The sequence below is a fragment of the Pseudooceanicola marinus genome (assembly GCF_020177265.1).
Lineage (GTDB): Bacteria > Pseudomonadota > Alphaproteobacteria > Rhodobacterales > Rhodobacteraceae > Pseudooceanicola > Pseudooceanicola marinus_A.
Window position 1 is genome coordinate 202,952 of the sequence record NZ_JAIVMC010000004.1, and the last position, 12,541, is coordinate 215,492.

The window sequence follows — 12,541 nt, forward strand, 5'->3', positions numbered from 1 at the left end:
GGTTCATATAGCTTAGCTAAACCTGGCTATACCTTTGCTGCAATTAAAAAGGGTCCGGCGTGTCCCTATGTTGGGTTCATCTGAAACCAAGAAAGGAGAAAGCCATGTTCAATTGGTTCCGTTCTGCCCCTCGCGCGACCTCGCGCGAGTCGATGGACACCCCCGAGATCGCCCGGATGACCCCGCGCGAACTGGCCGACCTGCCGCTGGTGCCGCCGATGGCGCCCGCGCGCGAGGCCTGCCGGGACAGCCGCGTGGCCGCGCCCGCGGCCGCCCGTCCCGCGGCCTGCTGAAGGCCCGTCCGGCGCAGGCGCCCCCGGGCGCCGTGTTCCCCCATCCGAATGTCGCGATCCTCGCGACCCTGTCGCGGCGCGTCATGTGCCGCGAAATAGCTGTTGAATCCCACCCCCGACCCGCGCCAGTTTTGTCCCCTGCAACAAGGGGTATGGCATGATCCTGGGAATCGGAACGGACCTGGCGAATATCGAGCGCATCCAGCGCGTGCTGGATCGCCACGGCGACCGGTTCCGCAACCGGGTCTTCACCCCCATCGAACAGGCCAAGGCCAGCCGTCGCAAGGACGAGGCTGGCACCTATGCCAAACGCTGGGCCGCGAAGGAGGCCTGCTCCAAGGCGCTTGGCACCGGGCTGGCCATGGGCATCGCCTGGAAGGACATGGCCGTCAGCAACCTCGGCACCGGGCAGCCCGTCATGGCCCTGACCGGCTGGGCCGCCGACCGCCTGGCAGAGATGACGCCCCCGGGGCATGAGGCCATCGTCCATGTCACCCTGACCGATGACCACCCCTGGGCCCAGGCCTTCGTGGTGATCGAGGCGCGCCCGCTCTAACAAGGTGCTCCCCCAGGAGGGTCAGCTTCGGCGCTCCTGTCCCGCGCGTTCGCCCGCATCGGGCCCGGCGCCGGGATGTTTCCAGCCAGCACATGAACGAACCTTTCGCCCATTACGGGACGCGAGGCCCATTTCCTGGCGCGGGCATCGGGAGCCCTCCCCGCCGCGCACGCGCGCGCCCCGTGAAACACGTTCCCGAGACCGTTCGGAGGCTTTTCCCCGGCCCGTGTTGACTTGTCCGCCTGCCCCCCGCATGAAAGCCGGGCTGCTTCGCGCGGGCGGGGCGTACCACCAGGCAGGAAGGACCGGACGGGCATGGCCAAGGCTGAGGGCGAGAGCAGTTTCCTGTGGGAAACCATCAAGACGATCTTCTGGGCGCTGATCATCGCGGGGGTCTTCCGCAGTGTCTTCTTCCAGCCGTTCTGGATCCCCTCGGGGTCGATGAAGGACACGCTCCTGGTCGGCGACTTCCTCTTCGTGAACAAGATGTCCTACGGCTACTCCTATGCCTCCTGCCCGAACATCCGCATCCAGCGGTTCGGCATCGACCTGGATGCCAAGGACCTCTGCGGCTTCCTCGACAACGACAATACCCGCCTGTTCGGGTCGGAGCCGGAGCGCGGGGACGTGGCCGTCTTCCGGCATCCGGTCAGCGGAGAGGACTACATCAAGCGGGTCATCGGCCTGCCGGGCGACCGCATCCAGATGATCGATTCGGTGCTGCACATCAACGGCGAGGCCGTCGAGATGGAGCCCGCCGGCACCTTCGTGGAACCCTATGGCCCGCAGGGGCCCCAGGGGCGCATGCCGCGCTGCTTCAACGATGCCACCGTCGGCCTGGGGGGCACCTGTGAAAAGGAACGCTTCCTGGAAACCCTGCCCAACGGGGTGACCCATTCGGTGCTGAACGTGGGCTATTCCTCGCGCGCCGATGACACCGCCGTCTTCACCGTGCCCGAGGGCGAGTATTTCATGATGGGCGACAACCGCGACAACTCCACCGATTCGCGCTTCTCCCAGGCGGGCGGCGGCGTGGGCTTCGTGCCCTACGAGAACCTGATCGGCCGCGCCAACCGGGTGATCTTCTCCTCCGCGGGCCGCTCGCTGCTGTTCTTCTGGGACTGGCGCGGCGATCGCTTCCTGGAGCCGATCGAGTAACGCGCCCAAGGGCGCAGGACCCTTCCGGCAAAGCCGCGGCCCTTGCACGGGCGGCGGCTTTGCGCTTTTTAAGGCGGCAATCCGCAGCGGGAACCGGCGTATGAAGATTTCAAGCGAGTTGAAGGCCTTTCAGGCGCGGCTGGGACATGACTTCGCCCGGCCCGAACTGATGATGCGCGCGGTCACCCACAGCTCCGTTTCCTCGCCCACGCGGCCCGACAACCAGCGGCTGGAGTTCCTCGGCGACCGGGTGCTGGGCCTCGTGATGGCCGAGGCGCTTCTGTTCGAGGATACGGGCGCAAGCGAGGGTCAGCTGGCCCCGCGTTTCAACGCGCTGGTGCGCAAGGAGGCCTGCGCCGAGATCGCCCGCGAGATCGAGCTGGGCGCGGTGCTGAAGCTGGGGCGCTCGGAACAGATGTCCGGCGGCCGGCGCAAGCAGGCTCTGCTGGGCGATGCTATGGAGGCGGTGATTGCCGCCGTCTACCTCGACGCCGGTTTCGATGCGGCGAAGGAGATGATCCTGCGCCTCTGGGGGCAGCGCATCAAGGATGTCGAGGAAGACGCGCGCGACGCCAAGACCGCCCTGCAGGAATGGGCCCAGGCCCGGCGCCAGCCGCCCCCCGCCTATGTGGAACTGGCCCGCGAAGGGCCGGATCACGCCCCCGTCTTCACCATCGCCGCGCGTCTGAAGACCGGCGAGGAGGCCCAGGCCCAGGCGACCTCGAAACGCGCCGCCGAACAGCAGGCCGCCGCGCGGTTGCTGGCCCGGCTGGAGACCGAAGGGTGAGCACGAACCTGCGCGGCAGCCTCTTCATGGTCCTGGCGATGATCGGTTTCGCCATTGAGGACGCCATCTTCAAGGGGATCGTCACCACCCTGCCGCCGGGGTTCACCACGCTGCTCTTCGGCCTCATCGGCACGCTGCTGTTTTCCGGCCTCTGCTGGCAGGCCGGAGAACCGGCGCTGACCCGCGACGCGCTGCGCCCGCGCCTGCTGATCCGCTCGGCCATCGAACTGGTGGGGCGGTTGTTCTTCGCGCTCGCGCTGGCCTTCACGCCGCTCAGCTCCACTTCCGCGATCCTGCAGGCCGCGCCGCTTTTCGTCACCCTGGGGGCCGCCGTCCTGCTGGGGGAGAGGGTCGGGCCGCGCCGCTGGATCGCCATGGCCTTCGGATTTCTGGGCGTGCTGTTGATCCTGAAACCCACGCCCGCCGCCTTCGAGCCGCAGTCGGTCTTTGCCCTGCTGGGCATGATCGGCTTTGCCGGGCGCGACCTGGCCACGCGCATGGCGCCGCCGGCCGTGTCGGGGCGCCAGCTGGGCACCCTCGGCTTCCTTGTCATCACCTGCGCGGGCCTCGTCTTCATGATCTTCGACACCGCGCCGCCGCGCCTGCCGGAGGCGGGGGAGGGCGCGCGGGTGCTGGCCCTCGGCCTCGTCGGGGTCTCGGCCTACACGGCGCTGACCGTGGCGATGCGGTCGGGCGAGGTCTCGGTCGTGGCCCCCTTCCGCTATTCGCGGCTGCTGATCGCCCTCCTGATCGCCTATCTCTTCTTCGGCGAACGTCCCGACCTCTGGACCCTGGCGGGAGGGCTGCTGATCGTGGTGTCGGGCACCTACACTCTGATGCGTTCGGGGCGGGGCGCGGTGCCGCCGGCGCCAGAGGGGCCGTGATCCGCGGATCACAGCATGGCAGACAGGGCTGGCGCGCTGCGTTAAAAGCCTCTAGAGAGCGCACTTCGCTTGAAGGACGGATAGCATGAGCACATCGGCGGGCTTCGTCGCCCTGATCGGAGAGCCCAATGCGGGCAAGTCGACCCTGACCAACCGCATGGTGGGGGCCAAGGTCTCGATCGTCACCCACAAGGTGCAGACCACCCGCGCGCGTATTCGCGGCGTGGCGATGGAGGGTGAGGCGCAGCTGGTCTTCGTCGACACGCCGGGGCTGTTCCGCCCGCGTCGCCGCCTGGACCGCGCCATGGTCGCCGCCGCCTGGGGCGGGGCCGCCGATGCCGATGTGATCGTCCTGCTGATCGAGGCGCATCGCGGCATCACGCCCGGCGTCGAGGCGATCCTCGACGGTCTCGACAAGCTGCCCAGGGGTCGCAAGGTCGCCCTGGCGATCAACAAGATCGACCGGGTGGAATCGCCCGTGCTGCTGTCCCTGACCGACGAGATGAACAAGCGGTATCCCTTCGAGGAGACCTTCATGATCTCCGCCGAGAAGGGTCATGGGGTGCAGGCGCTGCGCGGCTGGCTGGCCGAGCAGATGCCCGAGGGCCCCTGGCTCTATCCCGAGGACCAGATCGCGGATCTGCCGATGCGCATGATCGCCGCCGAGATCACCCGGGAGAAGCTGACCCTGCGGCTACACCAGGAGCTGCCCTACCAGCTGACCGTGGAGACAGAGCACTGGGAAGAGCGCAAGGACGGGTCGGCCCGGATCGACCAGATGGTCTATGTCAGCCGCGATGGTCACAAGGGTATCGTGCTGGGCAAGAAGGGCGAGACGATCAAGGCCGTCAGCAAGGCCGCCCGCGAGGAGCTGGAAGAGTTCCTGGGCCGCAAGGTGCACCTGTTCCTGCAGGTGAAGCTGCGCGAGAACTGGCTGGAAGAGGCCGAGCGCTATTCCGAGATGGGCTTGGATTTCAAGGACGGCAACGCCTGATCCCTGGGCCTGGCGCGACTGGTGGACAGGGCGCGCTCTGCCCGCTCTTGAGCCTTTGGACCTTCCGGGATGATCGTCGAGGGCTGCCAAGGGGCTGCCCTGAGCGTCGGGACGTCAGCTTTCGGCGGCGGCGCGTTTGGCGCGGCGGCGGGCGGCGATGCGCCACCACAGGACGCCTGCCAGCAGCAGCACGGCCCCGGCGGCATGCAGCCCGGCACCGGTGAGGCCGGGCGCCAGCCCCGTCAGGAAGGCCCCGGAGCCTGCAAGGCCCAGGGCGATGAGGATCATTGCTGGTATCGGCATGGTCGCTCCTTCCTGGTTGGGCCGGCATCTTCCTGGTACGGGACGGGGCCGACCGGAGGACCCTAGGCCGGAAATCGGACGAAAGAAAGGCGCGCGCCGCGCCCACTGGCGCTGACCACGGGTGACTTGTGCGCCGGGCGCGCGGCGTGTCATGGGGAAGCATCCCGTCAAAGGAGCCCGCCAAAGGAGAGTGACATGCGGCTGACAGCCCGGTTCTGGATCGACGCCTACCTGGCCCGTCTGCGGCTGGCCGATATTCCCGCCTTCGTCACCGCCCATGGCGATGACCATGCGGGGGCGGTGCTGGTGAAGATGAACACGCTGGACGGGCAGGCCGTGCTCTATCAGCGCAGTTTCGACCTGATGACCGGTGAGCGCCGCTGGACGGTGCTGAGCGAGGGCGAGGAGCGCGCGGTCGACGAGGCCGTGGCGCGGCAGCGCGGCTTTGATCCCGACCTCTGGGTGGTCGAGGTGGAGGACCGGCAGGGCCGTCACCTGCTGGACGAACCCGGCCTAGCGGAGTGAACGGCGCGGCGCCTCAGCGCCGCAGCAGCCGGGCGAGGAAGAGCAGCACCAGACCGCCGGCGAAGAAGCCCAGCCCGATCATCCCCGACCAGACCGCGACCCCGTCCCAGCGGACCTGCTCGGGATCGAGAAAGAAATAGGGGTAGAAGCCGTCCGACTGGCCCCGGGCCAGGGCATAGCCGATGTAAATTCCGGGCCAGACCAGCCAGGCCACTGCGGCCCAGGGGCGCATCCGGTCCTTGCGGGCGAAGACCAGCCACCACAGCAGCACCGCGCCGGGCAGCACCGTATGCAGCCCGTGATCGGCCCAGAGCTCCAGCCCCGTCAGGCCCTCGCGCGCCAGCAGCAGATGGTAGATCGCCGCCGTCATGCCTTCCCACAGGGCCAGCCCGCCCAGCCACAGACGATGCGCGCCGCGGCGCGTGGCGCCCATGCCGGCGAAGGTCACCAGCGCCAGCAGGGCCGTCAGGTTGGTGAAATAGCGCAGCATGTGCCAGGCGGTGTCGAGCGCGCTGTACTCCGGGTACAGAGCCGCCGTGACCAGCGCCTGGGCACCAAGCGCAACCAGCGCCAGGAGCGCGATCAGCCGGGCGGTCAGGCGGGCGGGAGCATTGAGGGCGTTGGAGCGAAAATCCATGGCCCGGAAGCTGCTTGATCTTGCCCCGGGTCGCAACCCCACCGATGATGTGTCGGCATGGAATGGCGTGACGAGGGAATACTGCTGGCGGTGCGTCCGCATGGCGAAAGCGCGGCGATCGCCGAGGTCTTCACCGAGGCCCGCGGACGCCATGCCGGGTTGATCCGCGGGGGCGCCTCGCGCCGCTTGGCGCCGGTGTTGCAGCCCGGCGCGCAGCTGGACATCACCTGGCGCGCGCGGCTGGAGGACCAGCTGGGAAATTTCACCGTCGAGCCCGTCCGCTCGCGCGCTGCCCAATCCCTGGGCGACCGGCTGGCGCTGGCCGGGCTGGGATCCGTCTGTGCCCTGCTGTCCTTCGCCCTGCCGGAACGGGAGGCGCACGGGCGCCTCTATCGGCAGACCGAGCAGTTGCTGGACCTGCTGGAGCAGGGCGATGTCTGGCCGCTGGCCTATCTGCGCTGGGAAATGGCGCTGCTGGAGGACACGGGCTTTGGCCTCGACCTGACGGCCTGTGCGGTGACCGGCGCGGTGGAGGGGCTTGCGTTCGTCTCGCCGCGGACGGGGCGGGCGGTGACGCGGGCCGGGGCGGGGGACTACGTGGACCGGCTGTTGCCGCTGCCGCCGGTTCTGCGCGGCGAGGGGCTGGCCCCGGATGCAGAGGTCGTGGCGGGGCTGCGGGTGACCGGGCATTTCTTGGAAAACCACCTGGCGCCGGAACTGGGCACGAAACCCCTGCCCGAGGCGCGGGCGCGGCTGGTGCGGCAGATCGAAAAGCGGCTGGGTGAGGCGGCGCCTTCACAGGCTGGCTGACCGGCTGCGGGTCTGGCGCAATCCTGACGTTCCGCATTGCGGGCAAGGCGGGGGGGGAGGTGGCCCGGGCGAGGCCGGCGCCTGCGGCGCGCGGCCCGCCCTCTTTCGGGGCCTTTGGGGAGAGAATGGGAGAATGGGAGGGCGTCGGTCCTGCTCAGCGCAGGGCCAGCACCAGGTCGACCAGCGTATCAAGCGGTGCTGTGTCGTCGCTGTCTTCGGCGCCGGCGATCTGCGGCAGGCCGATCTGAGCGGCGTAAAGCAGGCGCGCGATTTCGGGATTGGTCACCCCGATCCGCGTCAGCAGCTCTTGCAGGTGATCCAGTCGCGCGGCGTCGATCTGCGCCAGAGTTTCCGCCGCCGACGGGTCCGTACGGGCCCAGGCGCGCATCGCCGCCTCGGCCGCCGGTTCGGGGGAGAACCCGTCGCGGACCAGCGCGTGCAGCTGGGCCACGGCCTCGGTCCGGTCGGAAGGCGTCTCGGCCAGCAGGCCACCGGCCTCGCTGCCCCAGAATTTCAGCAGGGCCTGACGGAAGGCCGGAACATCGGGAAAATGCCAGTAGAAGGAGCCCTTTGTGGTCTCCAGGCTGCGGGCAAGGGGTTCGGCCTTCAGCGCTTCGGGACCGGCAGCGCTGAGGGCATCCAGACCGGCGCGAAGCCAGTCGTCGGGGGAAAGTCGTGACCGTTTACTCATGGGTCAGACGGTATCGGAGCTGCCGCGGCGCAGCAATCGGGAGGATGTGACAGCGGTCACATTCGCGGGTGTCCATAGCGCTTTCTGTCCGGGTGTGAGCAAAAAATTGCCTATCTGTGCGGCGACGCTGCGGCCTTTGTCCCGAGGGCTATGTCAGGTGACATATCAGGCCATCTCACCCAGGGTCAGCGTCACCGGCGACAGGCCGTCGATGCGCCCCGTGAGGGTCATGCCGGGGGCGACCGGGCCGACGCCTTCGGGGGTGCCGGTCAGCACCAGGTCCCCCGGACGCAGGTGGTAGAAGCCCGACAGATGGGCCAGCAGATGCGGCACATCGTGGATCATAAGGTCGAGGGTGGAGGCCTGGCGCGTCGCGCCGTCCACGTCCAGCGTGATCGCCTGCGCGCCCAGCGGTCCGACGTCCGCGGCGCGGGTCAGCGGGCCCAGCACCGTGCCGCCTTCGACGTCCTTGCCCAGGTCCCAGGGGCGCTGCTTCTTGCGCTCGGCGATCTGCAGGTCGCGCCGGGTCATGTCCAGCCCGGTGCCATAGCCGTAGACGGCGCCCGCCGCGTCCTGCGGGGTGGCCCGGAACAGCTCTGCGCCCAGGGCCACCACCAGCTCCACCTCGTGGTGGAAGTCCGATGTGCCGGGCGGATAGGGCAGGGTCGCGCCGGTCAGAACCATGTTCGCGGGCGACTTGGTGAAATAGAACGGCTGCTCGGGCACCTCGTTGCCCATTTCGGCTGCATGGGCCGCGTAGTTGCGCCCGACGCAGAAGATGCGGCGCACGGGATAGCCCTGCGCCTCCTCCAGGACGGGCAGGTCGGGGATGGGCGGCAGGTCGAAGAGGGGCATGGGCGGTCCTTTGCTGCGATGCTCCAGAGGTAGCGGGCGCCTGGGCGGGCGGCAAGAGAGGGCTGCGCTGGACAAGCGGGCGGGCATGGGGCCTCTTGGGGGAAACCAGCGACGGAGGCCCGAAATGGCACAGGAACAGCTAGATGAGATGATTGCCCAGGGGCGCGGCGATGCGCCCGCCGACCTGGTGCTGAAGGGCGGCCGGGTCTGGGACATGGTGACGGGGATGGAGGTGCCGGGCGACGTGGCCATCTGCGGCAGCCGCATCGTCGGCATCGGCGAGACCTACGAGGGCCAGCGCGAGATCGACGTGACCGGGAAACTGCTGGTGCCCGGGTTTATCGACACGCATTTGCATATCGAAAGCAGCATGGTGACGCCGTTTGAATTCGACCGCTGCGTCGGCCCGCGCGGGGTGACCACGGCGATCTGCGACCCGCATGAGATCGCCAACGTGATCGGCGTGCCCGGCATCCGCTATTTCCAGGAGGCCGCCCGCCGCACCCTGATGGACATCCGGGTGAACCTGTCGTCCTGCGTGCCCTCCTCGCACATGGAAACCGCCGGGGCCGAGATCACGGCCGCCGATCTTGCCCCGTTGAAAGGGCATTCCCAGGGCATCGGCCTGGCGGAGTTCATGAACTACCCCGGCGTGATCTTTCGCGACCCCGGTTGCTTGGAGAAGCTGGAGCTGTTCCGGGGCGAACATATCGACGGCCATTGCCCGCAGCTGTCGGGCCGCGACCTGAACGCCTATGTCGCCGCCGGCATCCGGACGGAGCATGAGGCGACCACGGCAGAAGAGGCGCGGGAGAAGCTGCAGAAGGGGATGCGGGTGCTTATCCGCGAAGGCTCCGTTTCCAAGGACCTGCACGCGCTGCAACCGCTGCTGACCGAGATCACCTCTGCCTACATGTGCCTGTGCACCGATGACCGGAACCCGCTGGATATCGGCGAGCATGGGCATCTGGACTACATGATCCGGGAGCTGATCCGGCTGGGCTGCCCGCCGCTGGCGGTCTACCGTGCCGCCTCACTGTCTGCGGCAGAGGCCTTCGGCCTGAAGGATCGCGGCCAGATCGCCCCGGGCAAGCGGGCCGATATCGTGGTGCTGGACGACCCGGCGGAGTGCCGCGCCGAGATGGTGCTGGCCGGTGGCGTGGTGGTTGACGATGCCGCCTTCGCCGCGCGCGAGCTGATCGACCCGGTGGGCCGCAACTCGGTCAAGGCGCGCAGCGTGACCGGCGCCAACTTCCGCACCTCGGCCAACCATGAGGATACGGATGTGATCGGCATCGACGAGGGTCGCATCATCACCCGCCACCTGCATGAGGACATCGCCATCACCGACGGCGACAAGCGCCCCGACGTGTCCCGCGATCTGGTGAAGATCGCCGTGGTCGAACGGCACGGCAAGAACGGCAATATCGCCACCGGCTTCGTGCAGGGCTTCGGCCTGCAACGGGGCGCCATCGCCTCTACCGTCTGCCACGATCACCACAACATCGCCTGCGTCGGCGTCGACTACGACGACATGGCCCTGGCCGCCAACCGGCTGGGGGAGATCGAGGGCGGCTTCGTCGTGGTCGAGGGCTGCAAGGTTCTGGCCGAGGTCGCGCTGCCGGTGGCGGGGCTGATGAGTCTGGAGCCCTTCGAGGTGGTGCGGGACGCCCTGGTCGATCTGCGTGCCGCCGCCAAGGGGCTGGGCGTGACGCTGGAAGAACCCTTCCTGCAACTGGCCTTCCTCGCCTTGCCGGTCATTCCGGCGCTGAAGATCACCGACCGGGGCATGGTCGACGTCGAGAAGTTCGAGATCATCTCCTGATCTGATTTCGCTTTGCGGAAATTGTTTCCGCAAAACTTGACCCCCTCTCCGCGAGGGCCTAACGTCGCTCCTCAATGAGGCGCGGCGGTGGAGGTCGCGCGGGGAGAGAGGGAGAACGCCATGGCCGACGGAGCTGTGTCGGAGAACGTCGTCACGACCGAAATTCTGGGCGACGTGGCGCTGGTGTGCATCGACAACCCGCCGGTGAATGCCAGCGGTCATGCGGTGCGCGTGGGGCTGGTCGAGGCGATGGAGGCGCTGAACGGCGCGGGCGAGGCGAAGGCCATCGCCATCTGGTGCGCCGGCCGCACCTTCATGGCGGGCGCCGACATTCGCGAGTTCGGCAAGCCGTCGAAACCGCCCGCGCTACCCGACGTCTTCAACGTGATCGAGCAGAGCGCGATCCCGGTCGTCGCCGTGATGCATGGCACCGCCCTTGGCGGCGGGTTCGAACTGGGCCTGTGCTGTCACGCCCGCGTGGCCATCGCGGGGTCCAAGGTCGGCCTGCCCGAGGTGCTGATCGGCCTGCTGCCCGGCGCCGGTGGGACGCAACGCCTGCCGCGTCTGGCGGGCATCCCCTTTGCGCTGGATATGTCCCTGTCGGGCCGTCAGGTGCCGGTGGAGGAAGCGGCGGAAGCGGGGGCCATCGACCGTGTCGTGACGGGGGAGCCGCGCGCCGTCGCGCTGGACATGGCGAAGGCCGTCGTCGCAGGCGACCTGCCCACGCGCCGTACCGACCAGATCGAGGCCGCCTATGACGCCGACCTGCTGGCCGAGGCGAAGGCCGCCGCCCAGGCGAAGAACCCCAACCTGGTGAACCCCGGCAAATGCGTCGATGCCATCGCGGCCTGCAACCTGCCGCTGCCCGAGGGGCTGAAGGTCGAGCGGCAGTGTTTCCTCGACTGCATGGAGACGCCGCAGCGCGCGGGCCTGATCCATGCCTTCTTCGGCGAACGCGCCGTGTCGAACATCCCCGAGGCCAAGGGCCCGTCGCGTGATGTGCAGACCGTTGGCGTGATCGGCGGCGGCACCATGGGATCGGGCATCGCCACCGCCTGCCTGTCGGCGGGCCTGAACGTGGTGCTGGTTGAGGTCGCGCAAGAGGGGCTGGACCGGGGCGTCTCCACCATCGGCAAGAACCTCGACGGTGCGGTGAAGCGCGGCAAGATGAGCGCCGAAAAGAAGGACGCCGCGCTCGGTCGTCTGACCCCCGCATTGGAGCTGGACGCCCTGGCCGCGGTCGATCTGGTGATCGAGGCGGTTTTCGAGAAGATGGAGGTTAAGCGCGAGATTTTCGGCAAGCTGGACGCGATCTGCAAACCCGGCGCGGTGCTGGCCTCCAACACCTCCTACCTCGACATCAACGAGATCGCGGCGGCTACCTCGCGCCCTGCCGACGTGCTGGGCCTGCACTTCTTCAGCCCGGCCCATGTGATGCGCCTGCTGGAAATCGTGCAGGGGGCCGAGACCGCGCCCGAGGTGCTGGCCACCGGCTTTGCCCTGGCGAAAAAGCTGAAAAAGGTCGGCGTGCTGGCGCAGGTCTGCGACGGCTTCATCGGCAACCGGATCCTGGCTCACTACGGACTCTGTTCCGGCTACCTTGTGCTGGACGGCGCCTCGCCCCAGCAGGTGGACCGCGCGCTGGAGGACTTCGGCTTTGCCATGGGGCCCTACAAGGTCAGCGATTTGGCGGGCCTCGACATCGGCTGGGAGACGCGCAAGCGCAAGGCAGGTGACCGCGATCCGGCCGAACGCTATGCCGGCGACATCCCCGACCGGATCTGCGAACGGGGCTGGTTCGGGCGCAAGACCGGTCGCGGCTACTACCTCTACGACGCCAGCGCCCCGGTGCCCAACCCCGAGGTCGCCGAGATCATCGACGCGGTGCGCGCCGAAAAGGGCCTCACGCCGCGCGCCTTCAGCGATCAGGACATCGTCGACCGTTACATGACCGCGATGATCGTGGAGGCCGCCCGTGTGGTCGAGGATGGCACCGCCAAGCGCCCCCTCGACGTCGATATGGTCTTCCTCTTCGGCTACGGCTTCCCCCGCTTCCGCGGCGGGCCGCTGCACTACGCCGATACCCTGGGCGCGGCGGAAATCGTCGCCCGGATCGAGCGTTACGCCGAGGACGACCCGCATTACTGGCAGGTGCCCGCGATCCTGCGCCGCATGGCGGCCGAGGGCACCAGCTTTGCCGATTTGAACAAGTCTTGACGGGGG

The 12,541-nt window shown here is 68.4% G+C and carries 14 protein-coding genes; 10 read left to right on the top strand and 4 right to left on the bottom strand.

All coding sequences use genetic code 11. The features are described 5' to 3' along the window. Positions 1–104: 104 nt before the first annotated feature. From LC066_RS08045 to era, 6 genes are all read left to right on the top strand, one after another. Positions 105–293: a hypothetical protein gene (locus LC066_RS08045; protein WP_224897815.1), complete on the top strand. Its 189-nt coding sequence runs from the start codon at positions 105–107 to the stop codon at positions 291–293. 157 nt (positions 294–450) lie between these two features. Beyond that, the gene (gene acpS, locus LC066_RS08050; RefSeq protein ID WP_222477402.1) at positions 451–849 is read left to right on the top strand and encodes a holo-ACP synthase; all 399 of its coding nucleotides are present in this window, start codon (positions 451–453) and stop codon (positions 847–849) included. A 315-nt stretch (positions 850–1,164) separates the two neighbouring features. After that, complete coding sequence (gene lepB / locus LC066_RS08055) at positions 1,165–2,007, top strand: signal peptidase I (protein ID WP_085889102.1); 843 nt, start codon at positions 1,165–1,167, stop codon at positions 2,005–2,007. 100 nt (positions 2,008–2,107) lie between these two features. After that, a complete protein-coding gene (gene rnc, locus LC066_RS08060; RefSeq protein ID WP_222477403.1) occupies positions 2,108–2,794 on the top strand; it encodes a ribonuclease III in 687 nt (228 codons plus the stop codon). Continuing rightward, positions 2,791–3,678, top strand: coding sequence for a DMT family transporter (locus tag LC066_RS08065; protein ID WP_224897817.1), 888 nt, complete (start codon positions 2,791–2,793; stop codon positions 3,676–3,678). The genes rnc and LC066_RS08065 overlap by 4 nt, the downstream gene beginning before the upstream one ends. Positions 3,679–3,763: 85 nt before the next feature. Further along, complete coding sequence (gene era, locus LC066_RS08070; RefSeq protein WP_224897819.1) at positions 3,764–4,672, top strand: GTPase Era; 909 nt, start codon at positions 3,764–3,766, stop codon at positions 4,670–4,672. 114 nt (positions 4,673–4,786) lie between these two features. On the opposite strand, the gene LC066_RS08075 is transcribed toward era, so the two are convergent. Further along, positions 4,787–4,975 (bottom strand): hypothetical protein, encoded by a 189-nt coding sequence (locus tag LC066_RS08075; protein WP_224897821.1) that lies wholly within the window; start codon positions 4,973–4,975, stop codon positions 4,787–4,789. A 195-nt stretch (positions 4,976–5,170) separates the two neighbouring features. Between LC066_RS08075 and LC066_RS08080 the strand changes: the two genes are divergently transcribed. Then, positions 5,171–5,500, top strand: coding sequence for a DUF1491 family protein (locus LC066_RS08080; RefSeq protein ID WP_222477407.1), 330 nt, complete (start codon positions 5,171–5,173; stop codon positions 5,498–5,500). A gap of 13 nt (positions 5,501–5,513) precedes the next feature. Here LC066_RS08080 and LC066_RS08085 read toward each other — a convergent pair whose 3' ends face one another. Then, positions 5,514–6,137 (bottom strand): Pr6Pr family membrane protein, encoded by a 624-nt coding sequence (locus LC066_RS08085; protein ID WP_224897823.1) that lies wholly within the window; start codon positions 6,135–6,137, stop codon positions 5,514–5,516. Between the two features lie 57 nt (positions 6,138–6,194). Between LC066_RS08085 and recO the strand changes: the two genes are divergently transcribed. Then, positions 6,195–6,947, top strand: a complete 753-nt coding sequence (recO, locus tag LC066_RS08090) for a DNA repair protein RecO (RefSeq protein ID WP_224897825.1) — start codon at positions 6,195–6,197, stop codon at positions 6,945–6,947. 154 nt (positions 6,948–7,101) lie between these two features. On the opposite strand, the gene LC066_RS08095 is transcribed toward recO, so the two are convergent. Continuing rightward, the gene (locus tag LC066_RS08095) at positions 7,102–7,638 is read right to left on the bottom strand and encodes a TetR/AcrR family transcriptional regulator (RefSeq protein ID WP_224897826.1); all 537 of its coding nucleotides are present in this window, start codon (positions 7,636–7,638) and stop codon (positions 7,102–7,104) included. 165 nt (positions 7,639–7,803) lie between these two features. Next, positions 7,804–8,493 carry a fumarylacetoacetate hydrolase family protein gene (locus tag LC066_RS08100; RefSeq protein ID WP_224897828.1) on the bottom strand — a complete coding sequence of 230 codons (690 nt, stop codon included), beginning with the start codon at positions 8,491–8,493 and terminating at the stop codon, positions 7,804–7,806. A gap of 124 nt (positions 8,494–8,617) precedes the next feature. Here LC066_RS08100 and ade point away from each other — a divergent pair, with 124 nt between their 5' ends. Both ade and LC066_RS08110 read left to right on the top strand, forming a co-directional pair. Continuing rightward, positions 8,618–10,318 (top strand): adenine deaminase, encoded by a 1,701-nt coding sequence (gene ade / locus LC066_RS08105; RefSeq protein WP_224897830.1) that lies wholly within the window; start codon positions 8,618–8,620, stop codon positions 10,316–10,318. Positions 10,319–10,438: 120 nt separating this feature from the next. Next, on the top strand, positions 10,439–12,535 hold the full coding sequence (locus LC066_RS08110; protein WP_224897832.1) for a 3-hydroxyacyl-CoA dehydrogenase NAD-binding domain-containing protein: 2,097 nt from the start codon (positions 10,439–10,441) through the stop codon (positions 12,533–12,535). Positions 12,536–12,541: the final 6 nt, after the last annotated feature.

Coding starts and splice junctions, on each gene's coding strand:
- LC066_RS08095 (WP_224897826.1), bottom strand. CDS start 7,638: ATGAGTAAACGGTCACGACTTTCCCCCGACGACTGGCTTCGCGCCGGT.
- recO (WP_224897825.1), top strand. CDS start 6,195: ATGGAATGGCGTGACGAGGGAATACTGCTGGCGGTGCGTCCGCATGGC.
- rnc (WP_222477403.1), top strand. CDS start 2,108: ATGAAGATTTCAAGCGAGTTGAAGGCCTTTCAGGCGCGGCTGGGACAT.
- LC066_RS08080 (WP_222477407.1), top strand. CDS start 5,171: ATGCGGCTGACAGCCCGGTTCTGGATCGACGCCTACCTGGCCCGTCTG.
- acpS (WP_222477402.1), top strand. CDS start 451: ATGATCCTGGGAATCGGAACGGACCTGGCGAATATCGAGCGCATCCAG.
- LC066_RS08100 (WP_224897828.1), bottom strand. CDS start 8,493: ATGCCCCTCTTCGACCTGCCGCCCATCCCCGACCTGCCCGTCCTGGAG.
- era (WP_224897819.1), top strand. CDS start 3,764: ATGAGCACATCGGCGGGCTTCGTCGCCCTGATCGGAGAGCCCAATGCG.
- LC066_RS08075 (WP_224897821.1), bottom strand. CDS start 4,975: ATGCCGATACCAGCAATGATCCTCATCGCCCTGGGCCTTGCAGGCTCC.
- lepB (WP_085889102.1), top strand. CDS start 1,165: ATGGCCAAGGCTGAGGGCGAGAGCAGTTTCCTGTGGGAAACCATCAAG.
- LC066_RS08085 (WP_224897823.1), bottom strand. CDS start 6,137: ATGGATTTTCGCTCCAACGCCCTCAATGCTCCCGCCCGCCTGACCGCC.
- LC066_RS08110 (WP_224897832.1), top strand. CDS start 10,439: ATGGCCGACGGAGCTGTGTCGGAGAACGTCGTCACGACCGAAATTCTG.
- LC066_RS08045 (WP_224897815.1), top strand. CDS start 105: ATGTTCAATTGGTTCCGTTCTGCCCCTCGCGCGACCTCGCGCGAGTCG.
- ade (WP_224897830.1), top strand. CDS start 8,618: ATGGCACAGGAACAGCTAGATGAGATGATTGCCCAGGGGCGCGGCGAT.